This window comes from Mycobacterium sp. VKM Ac-1816D (assembly GCF_000416385.1).
Lineage (GTDB): Bacteria > Actinomycetota > Actinomycetes > Mycobacteriales > Mycobacteriaceae > Mycobacterium > Mycobacterium neoaurum_A.
The window spans coordinates 55,295-67,537 of the sequence record NZ_AOHQ01000137.1 but is presented as its reverse complement, the minus strand read 5'-3'; the positions used below and the strand labels follow the sequence as shown (position 1 = coordinate 67,537).

Here is a 12,243-nt window from a genome sequence, read left to right as displayed (position 1 = left end):
TCGTGTCGCCGGCATCGCTCTGTCGCGACCATAGCGTCATGGGGTGGACACGGCGCGAGGTGACTCGACAGGGTTGCTAGAACGTGTTCTAGTTCTGGGATGTTGGACTTCACCCACGAGGACCTCAGCGCCGAGGAGGTCGAACGGCTCCGCAGCATCTACGGCCCGCTCACCGAATCGGTTCGCCGACTCGTCGATGCGACCATCCGGACGGAAACCGATGCCGACACCGTGGCGGCGGCCAAGGCGCGCATCGACGAGGCGACTGCCGCGCTGCGCGGTAAGCAACTCGACGGTGCGTTCGGCGTGCGGTTCACCGCCCACGGCGACCGGATGCCGTGGGGTAACGCCGTGATCGGCCTGCGCAACCCGATCGCGCCGCCGTTGGCGGTTCGCCGCGGCGACGACGGTTCGGTATCGGCCGATTTCGTTCTCGGCGCCCCCTACGAAGGACCGCCAGGACATGTGCACGGCGGCATCGCCGCGCTGATCCTCGATCACGTCCTCGGCGAGGCCGCCAGTCCGGCCACCAGTCCGCGGTTGACCGGAACCATCAGCGTGCGATACCTGCGTCCGACACCGCTGGGCGCGCTGCGCGCCGAAGCGGCGATCGTGCGTACCGAGGGCATCAAAACCTTTGCCGCGGGTACGATATCGGACGATGCCGGACCGACGGTGCAGGCCGAGGGGGTGTTCATCCAACCCCGGTGGGCACGGGGGTGACGCCGTCTCACGCCACCTGGATATCGCTTGCCGCAACCTCGGTGACCACCGCGGTGATGGTGGCGATCTCGGCAACGAGTACCCGCTCGGCGCCGTCGGCGTCGGTCAGCAGTGCCGCCGCGGTCCGCACGCCGGCGTTGGCGGCGAGCAGCGCGTCGGTATCGACACGCCATGGCGCGGCCGGGGTGGCAGGATTACCCGACAATGCCTTCACGTACTCGTCGACGGCCGCGACGAATTCCCGGTTTAGGTCGGCCGGCGGATGTGCGGGCAGGTTGGCTTCCAGCGTGGCGCATGACGTGGTGACCGCGTTCAACGCCGCTCGGTAGGAGCGCATCCATCGGCGTAGCTGCTGCCAGTCGGTTCCCGTCGCCCCGGCGGTCGCCTCGAACGCGGTGCGCGCACTCACCGCCCTTGCCCATGCCGATTCCAGCGCCTCCTTCGGGTGGTCCAGGTCGTGCACGAAGGCGCGCACAACCATTGCCGCATAGTCGATCTCGGTCTTGAGCAGCTCGCCTGCGCGCTGTCGCAACCGCACCAATGCGTTGTCCGGTAGGGCGACGTGCACCGTCACCGCCAGTGCGCCGCCGATCAGTACCGCGAGCAGGCGGTCGGCGATGGCGGCGGCATCACCGGTGCCACCGGTGTTCAGCAGCAGTACCAGGGCCGCGGCGATGGCCGTGTTCACCGCCAGGTAACTCACCTCGGCGCTGGCGTAGGCCAGTGCGATCAGCAGCACCGCGAGCACCGTCGAGGCAATGGGCGACGGTCCCGACACCGCGACGATGACGGCTCCGAGCGCCACCCCGGCAGCGGTTCCGACGATTCGCCACACACACCGGGTGTAGGTGTGCGCGGTCTCGGGCCGCAACACCATCAGCACGGTGAGCGCAATCCACGCGCCATGCGGCACCCCGGCAAAACGCCACACCGCCACCCCGATGACGGTGGCGGCGGCCAGCCGGATCGTGTGCCGCAGGATGGGCGAGTACCGGTCGGTCTGTTCGCGCATCAGGTGCACGGCCGCGGCCAGCGCGTGCGGCAGACCGGGCCTGCGCAGGTGGGCGACCTGCTCGGGTTCGAACTGCCCGTAGCGCAACTCCACCGCCTCACGTAGTTGGCCCACCAGGCGGACGGCGGTGTCGCGTGGCTCGCCGCCGCCGACGGCCTGCGCCGAGCCCGCCAATTGTCCGAGGGCGTGACCGAGGTCCTGCCGAGAGCGACGCCTGGCATGGGCGATCACCGTCAGCAGGTCGGCAGCGGCGCGCAGCAGCCGCGCGACGGCTTCGTCGTCGGTGTGCTCTCGCAGCCCGGTCAGTGACTCCGAGATGCGTTCGGGCAGGCCGTACCAACCCCGGTAGATCGGCGGCCGGCGTTTGGCCATCGCCTCGTTGACGGTGAAGGCCTCCCGCAGCTGCAGCAGCGGTTCGGCGTTCATCTCGGCGCCCGGATCGGTGAGCATGCTCCCGGCGTAGGTCGCCAGCGACAGGTAGGCCCGGGTGAGGGCGCTGCGTTGGTCGCGCCAGCGCCGCTGCGGCCACAGCGCGATGAGCACCGCCTGGGTCAATCCGGCGGCCAACGCGAGCGCGGCCGCGCTCACCGCCGCGGATGCCGTCGCCGGCGGCTCGGCCGTCAACAACAGCGCCGCGCCCGCGGCGGCGACCAGACCTGCGTTGGCGCTCAGTGCCCAGTGCAGGCCTGCTACCACGCACCACAGCGCCAGCGCGATCAGCAGGGCCAGATCGCTGCCGCCGGTCAGCGCGCCCAGCAGCACCGCCAACGCCATCTCGGCCGAGACGAGGACCACGATCGGGAACCGGCCCCGGGGGCTGTCCTGTAACGCGCTGGCGCCGGCGACCATCCCGGCCATCGCGGCGCTCGCCACCGCCGACAGCTGAGCCGGGATGCCCAGCAGTATCGCGGGCACCGTGATCGCCACGACACCGGCCAGGCTGCGGATCACCGCGCCCGAGTCATACAGCGTCAGGCGCAGCCGGCGGCTCGTCGTCATGACGCCATTGTCACCCCAGTCGCACCCGTAACAACGGTGATCCGCCCTTCCCGCGCGCCGTTGTGATCATCGAAACCGGCTGCGATTGCTACGTTCTGATCTTGCTACGTTCTGATCGTGGAAAAGGTGATGATCACGTTGCGCCGCTCGGCCGCGGACGAGCAGTGGTGCCTGCGGCTGCGCACCGAGGTGGCCGCCGACCTCTCCGGCTCGGGTCTTGCCGGTCTGACGGTCAACGTCCGCGACGATGACGTGCGGGCGTCGATGATGACACTGACCACGTTGGACCCGCCGGTCGTCGCGGTGGTGAGCATCTGGACCCAGCAGTACTACGGGAGCGCCGTCGCGGCGGCGCTGCGGCGACTGGAGAAAGAATGCGATCTGTTGGCCGCCTACCTGGTGACCGAGTCGGTGCCGCTGCCCGCCCCCGAGGTGCCCGTCGGCGCGCGCACACCCGGTCTGGCCAACGTGGCGTTGCTGCGCCGTCCCGCGGATCTGGACACGGCGACCTGGCTGGAACGCTGGCACATCGACCACACTCCGGTGGCGATCGAGACCCAAGCCACCTTCGGTTACACCCAGAACACCGTGGTCCGCGCGCTGACCGCCGATGCGCCGGTGATCGATGCCATCGTCGAGGAACTGTTCCCGATCGAAGCGGTGTCGGACCTGCTGGCGTTCTTCGGAGCCGCCGATCAGGCAGATCTAGCCGACCGGATGGGGCGGATGGCAGCCAGCGTCGCGAGGTTCGGTGCGGACCGCAATATCGACACGGTGCCCACCAGTAGGTACGTCTGCCCGGCCGAGGGGCTTACGCTGCACGCGTGACACTTTTGATCTCGGATGACAACCGGGTGCGGACCCTGACCCTCAACCGGCCGGAGGCGCTGAACGCCTTCAGCGAGGCGCTGTACGACGCGACGACCGAGGCCCTGCTGGCCGCGGCAGAAGATCCCGAGGTGTCGGTGGTTCTGCTCACCGGCGCCGGCCGGGCCTTCAGCGCGGGCAACGATCTGGTCGAGATGCAGAAGCTGGTCACCGACCCGGAGTACACGCCGGGCAAGTACGGCTTCCGCGGACTGATCGAGGCGCTGACGGCTTTCCCCAAACCACTCATCCTCGCCGTCAACGGCCTCGGATTGGGCATCGGCGCAACCATTCTGGGCTATGCCGACCTGGCCTTCATGTCCAGCACCGCGCGGTTCAAGTGCCCGTTCACCAGCCTCGGTGTGCCGCCTGAGGCGGCATCGTCCTATTTGATGCCCAGATTGATCGGTCGGCAGAACGCGGCCTGGCTGTTGCTGTCCTCGGAATGGGTCGATGCCGACGAGGCGCTCCGGATGGGGCTGGTGTTCAAGGTGTGTGAGCCCGCAGTTCTGATGTCCGAGGCGCGCTCTCATGCCGAGCTGCTGGCGTCCCGCCCGCTGAACAGCCTGATGGCGGTCAAACAGACGATGATGGAAGCCATCCGCCCGGCGATCGCCGCGGCGTCCGAGCGCGAGAACGCCCTGTTCGCCGAGCTGCTTGGCCAGGCCGCCAACGTCGACGCGCTGGCGTCGTTCAACGCCGGACGTAGCTGACCGGTCAGCCCGCGGCGTGCACCGGGCACTCGCTCGTGCGGGATGCGGCCAGAATCGCCCGCACCGTTCGGCGACACCGGCCGCAGTCCGAGCCGGCACCACAGGCGTCGGCAACCTGTCGAGACGTCGTCGCGCCCGCGGCCACGGCGTCATGCACGGCCTGGGTGGTGGCGCCGGTGCACAGGCAGACGAACATCGGATCAGGCCGCCATGCTCGTGATGCCGTGGTGGTTATTCGGGAAAGGCAACGCGGGGTGGCCGGCCGAATGCGCGCCATTCATCGGCAATGAATACCGCTCGACATCGGAATTCAGGTGCCGGAACGCGATTGAAGCGAAGAATTCGTCGGAATTGCACGGGAAGACCGGGCAATGGCGTGAGGAATTCGCATGGTGGGTCATGATTCCCCCTTCGCTCACGCATTTCCCTCGGCGCTGCCGACACCGCCGTCTGCAAGTTAGGTCATCGTAACCTAACTAAGGGTAGCCAGTCCATAAGACGTTCCCGTAGTTGGGTTTGCCTTGCCTACGGCACGCCGTAGCGGCGCAAATCTTTGTCACGAACCGCCCTCGACACCCTCGCTGCGGCCTTCCGGCTCGACTAGATTCAGGTGCGCACGGCTTTGGCGACACTTGACAGCCCTCAAGGTGCTTAGGAGCAACATGCAAGGCGATCCGGATGTTCTGAAACTGCTCAACGAGCAGCTGACGAGCGAACTCACGGCGATCAACCAATACTTCCTGCACTCCAAAATGCAGGACAATTGGGGATTCACCGAATTGGCGCGTCACACTCGCGAAGAATCCTTCGAAGAAATGCGTCACGCGGAAACGATCACCGACCGCATTCTGCTTCTGGACGGCTTGCCCAACTACCAGCGCCTGTTCTCGCTGCGGGTCGGGCAGACGCTGCGCGAGCAGTTCCAGTCGGACCTGGCCATCGAGTACGAGGTGGTCGAACGTCTTCGTCCCGGCGTGATGATGTGTCGCGAGAAGGGTGACGCGACATCGGCGGGCATCCTGGAGACCATCCTTGCCGATGAGGAAAACCACATCGACTACCTGGAGACCCAGCTCGAATTGATGGACAAGCTCGGCGAAGAGCTGTACTCGGCACAGTGTGTGTCGCGCCCGCCGGGTGTGGGTACCGCCTAGGTCGCGCGGTCGTCCGGCTCACCGACCGCGGTATATTAGATAGCAAGGCTAATATTTCGCTGGGTCGGGGAGGACCGGGGAATCGTGACGGCCACTGCCACGGGTACGAGTGCCGCCGGCACACAGATCGGCCTGCAGCGCCGCAACATCATCTTCGTCTCGGTGCTGTTGGGGATGTTGCTGGCGGCGCTCGACCAGACCATCGTCGCCACCGCACTGCCGACGGTGGTCGCCGATCTCGGGGGAGCCGGACACCAGTCCTGGGTGGTGACCAGCTACCTGCTCGCGTCCACCATCGCCACAGCGATAGTGGGAAAGCTGGGCGACCTGTTCAGCAGGAAGTCCGTGTTCCAGGTCGCGGTGGCCTTCTTCTTGCTCGGCTCGGTGCTCTGTGGCTTGGCCGGTTCGATGGCGATGCTGGTGGGTGCGCGCGCCCTGCAGGGCATCGGTGGCGGCGCGTTGATGGTGACCGCCACCGCCATCATCGGTGAGGTGATCCCACTGCGTGACCGCGGCCGCTATCAGGGCGCGCTCGGCGCGGTCTTCGGTGTCACCACCGTCATCGGCCCGTTGCTCGGTGGGTTCTTCACCGACCACCTGTCGTGGCGGTGGGCGTTCTGGATCAACGTGCCGGTTGCGGTGGCGGTGTTCCTGGTCGCCGCGGTCGCAATTCCTGCGCTGGCTCGCACTTCGCGCCCCGTGATCGATTATGGCGGTATCGCCCTGGTCGGTCTCGGTGCCTCGGGCCTGACGTTGGCCACCAGCTGGGGCGGCGGTGAGTATGCCTGGACATCGCCGGTGATCATCGGGCTGTTCGTGGGTTCGGTGATCGCGTTGGCGGCTTTCGTCCGGGTTGAACTGCGCGCAACGGAACCCATTCTGCCGATCCGGCTGTTCGCGGGACAGGTGTTCTCGGTCTGCTGCGTGCTGGCGTTCATCGTCGGTTTCGCGATGCTCGGTGCGATGACATTTCTGCCGACGTTCATGCAGTTCGTCGATGGCGTATCGGCGACGGTATCCGGTCTGCGCACCCTCCCGATGGTGGCCGGCATGCTGATCACCTCCATCGGCAGCGGTTCGATCGTCGGCCGGACCGGTCGGTACAAGATGTTTCCGGTCACCGGCACCGCCGTCATGACCGTGGGATTTGCGTTGTTGTCCACCATGGATGCGTACACCGCGTTCTGGATGCAGTCGTTGTATCTGTTCATCCTCGGTGCCGGTATCGGGTTGTGCATGCAGGTGCTGGTCCTGGTGGTGCAGAACACCGCCGATTTCGCCGATCTCGGGGTGGCGACGTCGGGAGTCACGTTCTTCAGGACCATCGGAAGTTCCTTCGGCGCTGCCATTTTCGGGTCGTTGTTCGCCAACTTTCTGTCGAGCCGGATCGGTCAGGCGGTGGCTGACAGCGGCGCGCCCGATCGCTCGGCAATCCCCGCAGGCGCTGCGCGAACTACCGCCAGAGATGGCGGCCCCCATCATCGACGCCTACGCCGATGCCCTCGGCATGGTCTTCCTGTGCGCGGCCCCGGTGGCCTTCGTGGGATTCATCGTCTCGCTGTTCCTGAAAGAGATTCCGCTGCGTGAGATGGAAACGGTCTCGGCATCCGATCTCGGCGAAGGGTTCGGCATGCCGACGTTGGAGACCTCCGACGAGATACTGGAGATGGCGGTGGCGCGCATCTTCCGGGATTCTCCCGATATTCGCCTGCGTAGGCTGACCGACCATCCGGGGTGCGAACTCGATATCGCAAGACTGTGGGCCGTCGTGCAGATCTACCGACACAACCAGGTGTACGGGTCGGCAACCTTGACCGATATCGCCGATACGCGGCGGGTTCCCGCCGAGGTGCTTGAGCCCACCTTCCAGCGGTGTGTCGACACCGGTTACGCCCTGCGCACCGGCGACCAGCTCTGGTTGACCCAAGCCGGTGCCGACCAGGTGCAGGTCGTCATCGATGCGCTGGTGAGCAAGCTGATCGACCGCCTCGCCGGGGCGAGCGCAGCGACGAGGGATGGGCACGGGGCGAGCGCAGCGACGGGGGATGGGCACGGGGCGAGCGTGAGTTTCGCTGCCCGGCCCGACCGTCTCCAGGTGGAGGCGGCGCTGGAACGAATCGCCCATCGCATGATGGTCCAGCCGCAATGGGTGGAGGATCGCGACGAACTGGCCACCGCCGGCCCACCAAAGAACTAGAACACGTTCCACTTTGTTCGTCGGCGGCGTACGGTTGCGCACATGAGCCGTATCGGAGATTTCGCTGATGACGATGCCGCCGCCTGGATCACCAAGTCGCCCGATATCGGGATGGCGATGGCGGGCTACACCCACGCCGTCTACAACAAGAACCGGCTGCCCATGCGGGTGCGGGAGCTGGCGCGCATGGTGATCGCACTGAACAACGAGTGCGTGGTGTGCCAGAACACCCGCGATTCCGAGGGCGCGGCGGCCGGGGTCGATGAAGACCTCTATGACCATGCGGCGGTGTGGCAGACCTGGCCGGGGTTCAGCGACCAGGAGCGGGTCGCCGCCGAGTTCGCCGAACGTTTCGCCGACGACCACACCGGTCTGCGTGACGACGAAGACTTCTGGGCTCGCTGCCGTGAGCAGTTCAGCGATGAATTGCTCACCGATCTCGCGCTCTCGTGCGCGATGTGGCTCGGGATGGGGCGCATGCTGCGCACGCTCGATATCGGCCAGTCCTGCAAGATCACCCTTTGAGCAGTCCCGCCGCGGCGGTTGCGTTCACCTTCGTCTGGTTGGGCATGGTGCTGGCGATCTCCTTTCTGGAGGCGCCGCTGAAGTTCCGGGCTCCCGATGTCACCCTGCGCATCGGGCTGGGTATCGGCAGGCTGGTCTTCCGCGCGCTGAACACCGTGGAGACGGTGCTCGCCGTACTCATCGGCACGGCCTTGGCGCTCTCCTCGGCACGCGGTCCCGCCCTGATCGGATTCGCCGTTGCCGCAACGATGTTGGCGGTCCAGATATTGGTGGTCCGGCCACGACTGAGCCGCCGGTCCGATGCGGTGCTCGCCGCGCCGTCTGGAGGTGGCGCGCCCGCGCGGTCGCGGGCGCACTACGCCTATGTCGGGTTGGAACTGGCCAAAGTGGCGGCACTCGTCGTGACCGGTGTCGCGCTACTGCGCTGATGCCGCGGCATGCGGGCATCCCGGTGACATCGCCACCGCGTGCCGCGCACGTACACGAATCCGCGCCCCGCGGTGCGGCATCAGGATCACGCTCTTGACGCGGCGCCGTTCGCCCGGAGCCGTCGTGGTGTCCAGGTCGACGCGTCGCAAGACTTCGCGCAGCACGATCCCCATCTCCACGAGCGCGAAGTTCGCACCGAGGCAGCGCCGGTTGCCGCCACCGAACGGCAACCAGGTGGTCGGGCTCAGCTGGGCGTCGAGCATCCGGTCGGGATCGAACTTCTCGGGATCGGGATAGCGATCGGCGTCGGCGTGCACCAGCCCGATCCCCGGCGCGACCATCACACCCGCCGGAAGTCGATACCCGCCGATCTCGACCGGCTCGGTGAGAACCCGTCCGACGTCGAAGACGACCGGGCGAATCCGCAGGATCTCCTTGCACACGGCATCCAGGTAGGCGTCATCGCCGTCGCGGGCCGCCGCGGTGGCCTTGGCGAGCAGATCCGGGTGCCGGGTCAGTCGCTCCAGCGCCCACGACAGTGCGGTCGCGGTGGTGTCGTGTCCGGCGACCAACAGCGTCATCAGCTGGTCGCGCAGCTGTTCGTCGGACATCTCGCCGGTGCGGATCATCATTGCGAGCGCATCGGTCCGGGATTCCAGCGCCGGATCGGCGCGCCGGTCGGCGATCTCGGCGTACAACAGCTCGTCGGCTGCACGCAGTCGCTCGGCGAAGGGCCGCCACGGCGTCAGTCGCTGCAGGCCGGGAGTGCTGATCGCCAGTGATTCCCAGGTTCCCACGCTGAGCAGCTTGGGCATGACGCGCCGCAGTGCGGCCAACCGGTCGGGGTCGCTGGCACCGATCACCGTCCGAAGGATCACCTCCAGGGTGATCTCGGCCATCTTGGGCGCCACCGCGAAACGCCGGCGCAGGGGCCAGTCTTCGATACTGTCGGCGGCCACCCGGGCGATCACATCGGTCTGTCCGGCGACGGCCTCGCGGCCGAACGGTGCCAGCATCATCCTGCGTCGTTGCCGGTGTTCATCCTCGTCGATCACCAAAACCGAGCTGGCACCGAGCAATCCGGTCAGCATGGAGTTCGCTTCGCCGGCGTGGTAGATCGTTGGGTCTCCGCTGAACACAGTCTTGATATCGGCCGGGTCGGCCAGGTACACCACCGTGCCCATCGATGCGATGCGCAGCGTGAAGACGTTTCCGTACCGACGTCGACAGCCGGCGATCAGACGAGGCCAGAATTTCATCAGCAGTGCTGCCTGCAGCCCCGGTGGCAGCGGCGGTCCGGGCGGCAACGCCAATTCAGTCATGTGTATGAGTCTACGGACGAGCGCAACCCCTCACAGCTGACCGGTCGCGTCGTACACCCATGACATGTCGGCGGTGGCGAAATCCGAGAGCCAGTTCGCGGGCGCATGGTTGGTCAGGCCACCCATGTCCCAATAGTCCTTCCACAGGATGATCCGGTCGTCGAGGACCCGATGGACGGTGACGAACGGCAGCACCGCTCGCTCACCGGTCGGCCACGTCCAGGTCTCGGAGTGCTCGTACATGACATGCGGCCCGTCGGCGACGAGCAGGCCGTCGTGATTCTCGTAGGCGGCCAACGATTCCAGCCCGATCTTGAGGCGCTTGACGATGTCCTGTGGACCGCGGGCCGCCGCGGCCGGCCCGACCGGCATGTCGGCGTAGATGCAGTCCGGAGCCAGGAAGGTGGCGACCTCCGTCCAGTCGCGGCGCGACAGTGCGCGCCACATGCCCAATACCGTGGCCGATTCGGCGCAGTGGGCCGCGCCGGCGGTGTCAGACGACATCGGCCAACGCGCTCTCCTCGGCGCCACGGGCGGGGGAGCGGTGCGCGGCGCGCAGGAACCGACCGGTGCGGTCCCGGCCCACGGATTCGGTGGCGTGCCCGTCGATGAATACCGCACGTCCGCCCACCAGCACGGCTGCGACGGTGTCGTCGTTGCGGTTGACCATCCGCGACAGCCCTCCGTAACAGTCGACGGGTTCCTCGGCGTAATCGTCCAGGCCGGCGTCCAGGCGATCGGGATCGATGATCACGACATCGGCCCGATCGCCGATGCGCAGGTGACCGGCGTCGAGGCGGTACCAGTCGGCGAGCTCGCCGGTCAACCGGTGCACCGCTCGCTCGATGGTCATGAACTCCCGCCCGCTGTTCTGGGCATCGCGCACGTGGCGCAGCAGTCGCAGGCCCATGTTGTAGAACGCCATGTTGCGCAGGTGCGCCCCGGCATCGGAGAACCCGAGCTGGATACCGGGTTCGCGGGCCAGCTGTTTGAGCACCTCCGGACGATGATTGGAAATGGTTGTCCGCCAGCGCAGTCCGCGGCCGTGCTCGAGGACCAGATCAAGGAACGCATCGACCGGGTGTAGGCCGAGGTCCAGACCCACCTGTCCGAACGATTTGCCGATGACACTCGCGTCGGGGCACCCGACGATCTCTGCGTCGAAGAAATCCCGGTGCCAGACGCGCATGCCGTACTTGCTCTCGTAATCCTTGCGGAACTGCCGCCGGTAGCCCTCGTCGGCCAGCAGCGCATTGCGCTCCACTTCGTCGCGCAGGTGCAGAGCCGCTGCGCCGGAACCGAACTCCTCGAATACGACCAGGTCGATACCGTCGGCGTACACCTCGAACGGCACCGGGAGATGCTGCCAGCGGAAGTTGCCGCCCAGTGCGTTGATCAGTCGCGAAGACGGACCCATGATCTTGATCGCGTAGGGGTTGGCCTTGATATCGGCGGCCGAGAGCAGGCTGGTCTTGAGTGGGTTGCGCAAGAACCCCAGCGACTGGGCCATCTGCGAGAGCAGGTTCAGCGGATTCTGGATATCGGGCCCGGATTGCAGGGCCCGACCCGTGCGGCGCAGCAGCGACTTCAACCTGCGCAGCTCGCGCGGTTTGGCATAGGTCGACGGCAAGGTGCGCGAGCGGCAGGTGTCACCGTCGATCTTGTCGAAAAGCAGTTGCTGCGAAGACATTCCCACAAATCCCGCGTTCAGGGCCTCGGTCAGCATGCGTTCCATCTCGGCCTGCTCGGCCCGAGTCGGCCGTTGATCGGCGCGGGTGGCACGGTCCAGGCCCATCACTGCGGTGCGGATGTCCGAATGCCCGATGAAGGCCGCGAGGTTGGGCCCCAGCGGCAGCGATTCCAGCGCCTCGACGTAGCCCTCGGCGCCGGTCCAGGTCTTGTGGTCATCGACGGTGTCGATGACGTACTCGCGCGGGATCGCCTCGACCCTTCCGAACAGGTCACCCGCGTCGGCACCGCCGATGTGCACGGTGGACAGCGAGCACGAGCCCAGCATCACGGTGGTCACCCCGTGGCGCAACGACTCGGTGAGCGACGGCCGGGCCAGCACCTCCACGTCGTAATGGGTGTGGATATCGAGCATTCCGGGGATCACCCATTTGCCCGTGGCATCGATCAGCTGCGGGCAGTCGGTGTCATCGAGGTCGTCGGGGCTGACGGCGACGACGTGTCCGCCGCGGATACCGATGTTGCGGACGGCGGACGGGGCGCCCGTGCCATCGAACCAGCGTCCGCCACGGAGGATTGTGTCGTAGGTCACCCCGTCATCAGAACAGTGGCG

Annotated in this window: 12 protein-coding genes and 1 pseudogene; 7 read left to right on the top strand and 6 right to left on the bottom strand. The window is 66.8% G+C overall.

Going from position 1 to position 12,243, the window contains the following annotated elements:
• Positions 1 to 99 precede the first annotated feature (99 nt).
• Positions 100 to 723: a PaaI family thioesterase gene (locus tag G154_RS15475; protein ID WP_019510035.1), complete on the top strand. Its 624-nt coding sequence runs from the start codon at positions 100 to 102 to the stop codon at positions 721 to 723.
• 7 nt (positions 724 to 730) lie between these two features.
• On the opposite strand, the gene G154_RS15470 is transcribed toward G154_RS15475, so the two are convergent.
• Positions 731 to 2,734 (bottom strand): FUSC family protein, encoded by a 2,004-nt coding sequence (locus G154_RS15470; RefSeq protein ID WP_019510036.1) that lies wholly within the window; start codon positions 2,732 to 2,734, stop codon positions 731 to 733.
• A 117-nt stretch (positions 2,735 to 2,851) separates the two neighbouring features.
• Here G154_RS15470 and G154_RS15465 point away from each other — a divergent pair, with 117 nt between their 5' ends.
• Both G154_RS15465 and G154_RS15460 read left to right on the top strand, forming a co-directional pair.
• The gene (locus G154_RS15465) at positions 2,852 to 3,562 is read left to right on the top strand and encodes an EthD domain-containing protein (RefSeq protein WP_019510037.1); all 711 of its coding nucleotides are present in this window, start codon (positions 2,852 to 2,854) and stop codon (positions 3,560 to 3,562) included.
• Entirely contained in the window at positions 3,559 to 4,314 is a 756-nt protein-coding gene (locus tag G154_RS15460; protein WP_019510038.1) for an enoyl-CoA hydratase/isomerase family protein, read from the top strand. Before G154_RS15465 ends, G154_RS15460 begins: the two co-directional genes overlap by 4 nt.
• Positions 4,315 to 4,318: 4 nt before the next feature.
• On the opposite strand, the gene G154_RS15455 is transcribed toward G154_RS15460, so the two are convergent.
• The gene (locus tag G154_RS15455) at positions 4,319 to 4,510 is read right to left on the bottom strand and encodes a bacterioferritin-associated ferredoxin (protein ID WP_019510039.1); all 192 of its coding nucleotides are present in this window, start codon (positions 4,508 to 4,510) and stop codon (positions 4,319 to 4,321) included.
• A gap of 4 nt (positions 4,511 to 4,514) precedes the next feature.
• Positions 4,515 to 4,715, bottom strand: coding sequence for a hypothetical protein (locus G154_RS26480; protein WP_131701301.1), 201 nt, complete (start codon positions 4,713 to 4,715; stop codon positions 4,515 to 4,517).
• Positions 4,716 to 4,976: 261 nt separating this feature from the next.
• Here G154_RS26480 and bfr point away from each other — a divergent pair, with 261 nt between their 5' ends.
• From bfr to G154_RS15435, 4 genes and pseudogenes are all read left to right on the top strand, one after another.
• On the top strand, positions 4,977 to 5,468 hold the full coding sequence (gene bfr, locus G154_RS15450) for a bacterioferritin (RefSeq protein ID WP_019510040.1): 492 nt from the start codon (positions 4,977 to 4,979) through the stop codon (positions 5,466 to 5,468).
• Between the two features lie 174 nt (positions 5,469 to 5,642).
• A pseudogene (locus G154_RS15445) lies at positions 5,643 to 7,665 on the top strand (MDR family MFS transporter).
• A gap of 42 nt (positions 7,666 to 7,707) precedes the next feature.
• The gene (locus G154_RS15440) at positions 7,708 to 8,190 is read left to right on the top strand and encodes a carboxymuconolactone decarboxylase family protein (RefSeq protein ID WP_019510042.1); all 483 of its coding nucleotides are present in this window, start codon (positions 7,708 to 7,710) and stop codon (positions 8,188 to 8,190) included.
• A 44-nt stretch (positions 8,191 to 8,234) separates the two neighbouring features.
• Positions 8,235 to 8,618: a hypothetical protein gene (locus tag G154_RS15435; RefSeq protein WP_045546468.1), complete on the top strand. Its 384-nt coding sequence runs from the start codon at positions 8,235 to 8,237 to the stop codon at positions 8,616 to 8,618.
• On the opposite strand, the gene G154_RS15430 is transcribed toward G154_RS15435, so the two are convergent.
• The 3 genes from G154_RS15430 to G154_RS15420 are packed head-to-tail and all read right to left on the bottom strand — an operon-like array spanning position 8,607 to position 12,222.
• Positions 8,607 to 9,941, bottom strand: coding sequence for a cytochrome P450 (locus G154_RS15430; RefSeq protein ID WP_019510044.1), 1,335 nt, complete (start codon positions 9,939 to 9,941; stop codon positions 8,607 to 8,609). The genes G154_RS15435 and G154_RS15430 overlap by 12 nt on opposite strands.
• A 30-nt stretch (positions 9,942 to 9,971) precedes the next feature.
• Positions 9,972 to 10,445, bottom strand: a complete 474-nt coding sequence (locus G154_RS15425) for a nuclear transport factor 2 family protein (protein WP_019510045.1) — start codon at positions 10,443 to 10,445, stop codon at positions 9,972 to 9,974.
• Entirely contained in the window at positions 10,435 to 12,222 is a 1,788-nt protein-coding gene (locus tag G154_RS15420) for an amidohydrolase family protein (protein WP_019510046.1), read from the bottom strand. The genes G154_RS15425 and G154_RS15420 overlap by 11 nt, the downstream gene beginning before the upstream one ends.
• Between the last annotated feature and the right edge of the window lie 21 nt (positions 12,223 to 12,243).

What these genes read in the sequence shown, in the direction of transcription:
- G154_RS15475 (WP_019510035.1), top strand. Translation starts at nt 100, where the DNA reads ATGTTGGACTTCACCCACGAGGACCTCAGCGCCGAGGAGGTCGAACGG.
- G154_RS15470 (WP_019510036.1), bottom strand. Translation starts at nt 2,734, where the DNA reads ATGACGACGAGCCGCCGGCTGCGCCTGACGCTGTATGACTCGGGCGCG.
- G154_RS15455 (WP_019510039.1), bottom strand. Translation starts at nt 4,510, where the DNA reads ATGTTCGTCTGCCTGTGCACCGGCGCCACCACCCAGGCCGTGCATGAC.
- G154_RS26480 (WP_131701301.1), bottom strand. Translation starts at nt 4,715, where the DNA reads ATGACCCACCATGCGAATTCCTCACGCCATTGCCCGGTCTTCCCGTGC.
- bfr (WP_019510040.1), top strand. Translation starts at nt 4,977, where the DNA reads ATGCAAGGCGATCCGGATGTTCTGAAACTGCTCAACGAGCAGCTGACG.
- G154_RS15440 (WP_019510042.1), top strand. Translation starts at nt 7,708, where the DNA reads ATGAGCCGTATCGGAGATTTCGCTGATGACGATGCCGCCGCCTGGATC.
- G154_RS15435 (WP_045546468.1), top strand. Translation starts at nt 8,235, where the DNA reads ATGGTGCTGGCGATCTCCTTTCTGGAGGCGCCGCTGAAGTTCCGGGCT.
- G154_RS15430 (WP_019510044.1), bottom strand. Translation starts at nt 9,941, where the DNA reads ATGACTGAATTGGCGTTGCCGCCCGGACCGCCGCTGCCACCGGGGCTG.
- G154_RS15425 (WP_019510045.1), bottom strand. Translation starts at nt 10,445, where the DNA reads ATGTCGTCTGACACCGCCGGCGCGGCCCACTGCGCCGAATCGGCCACG.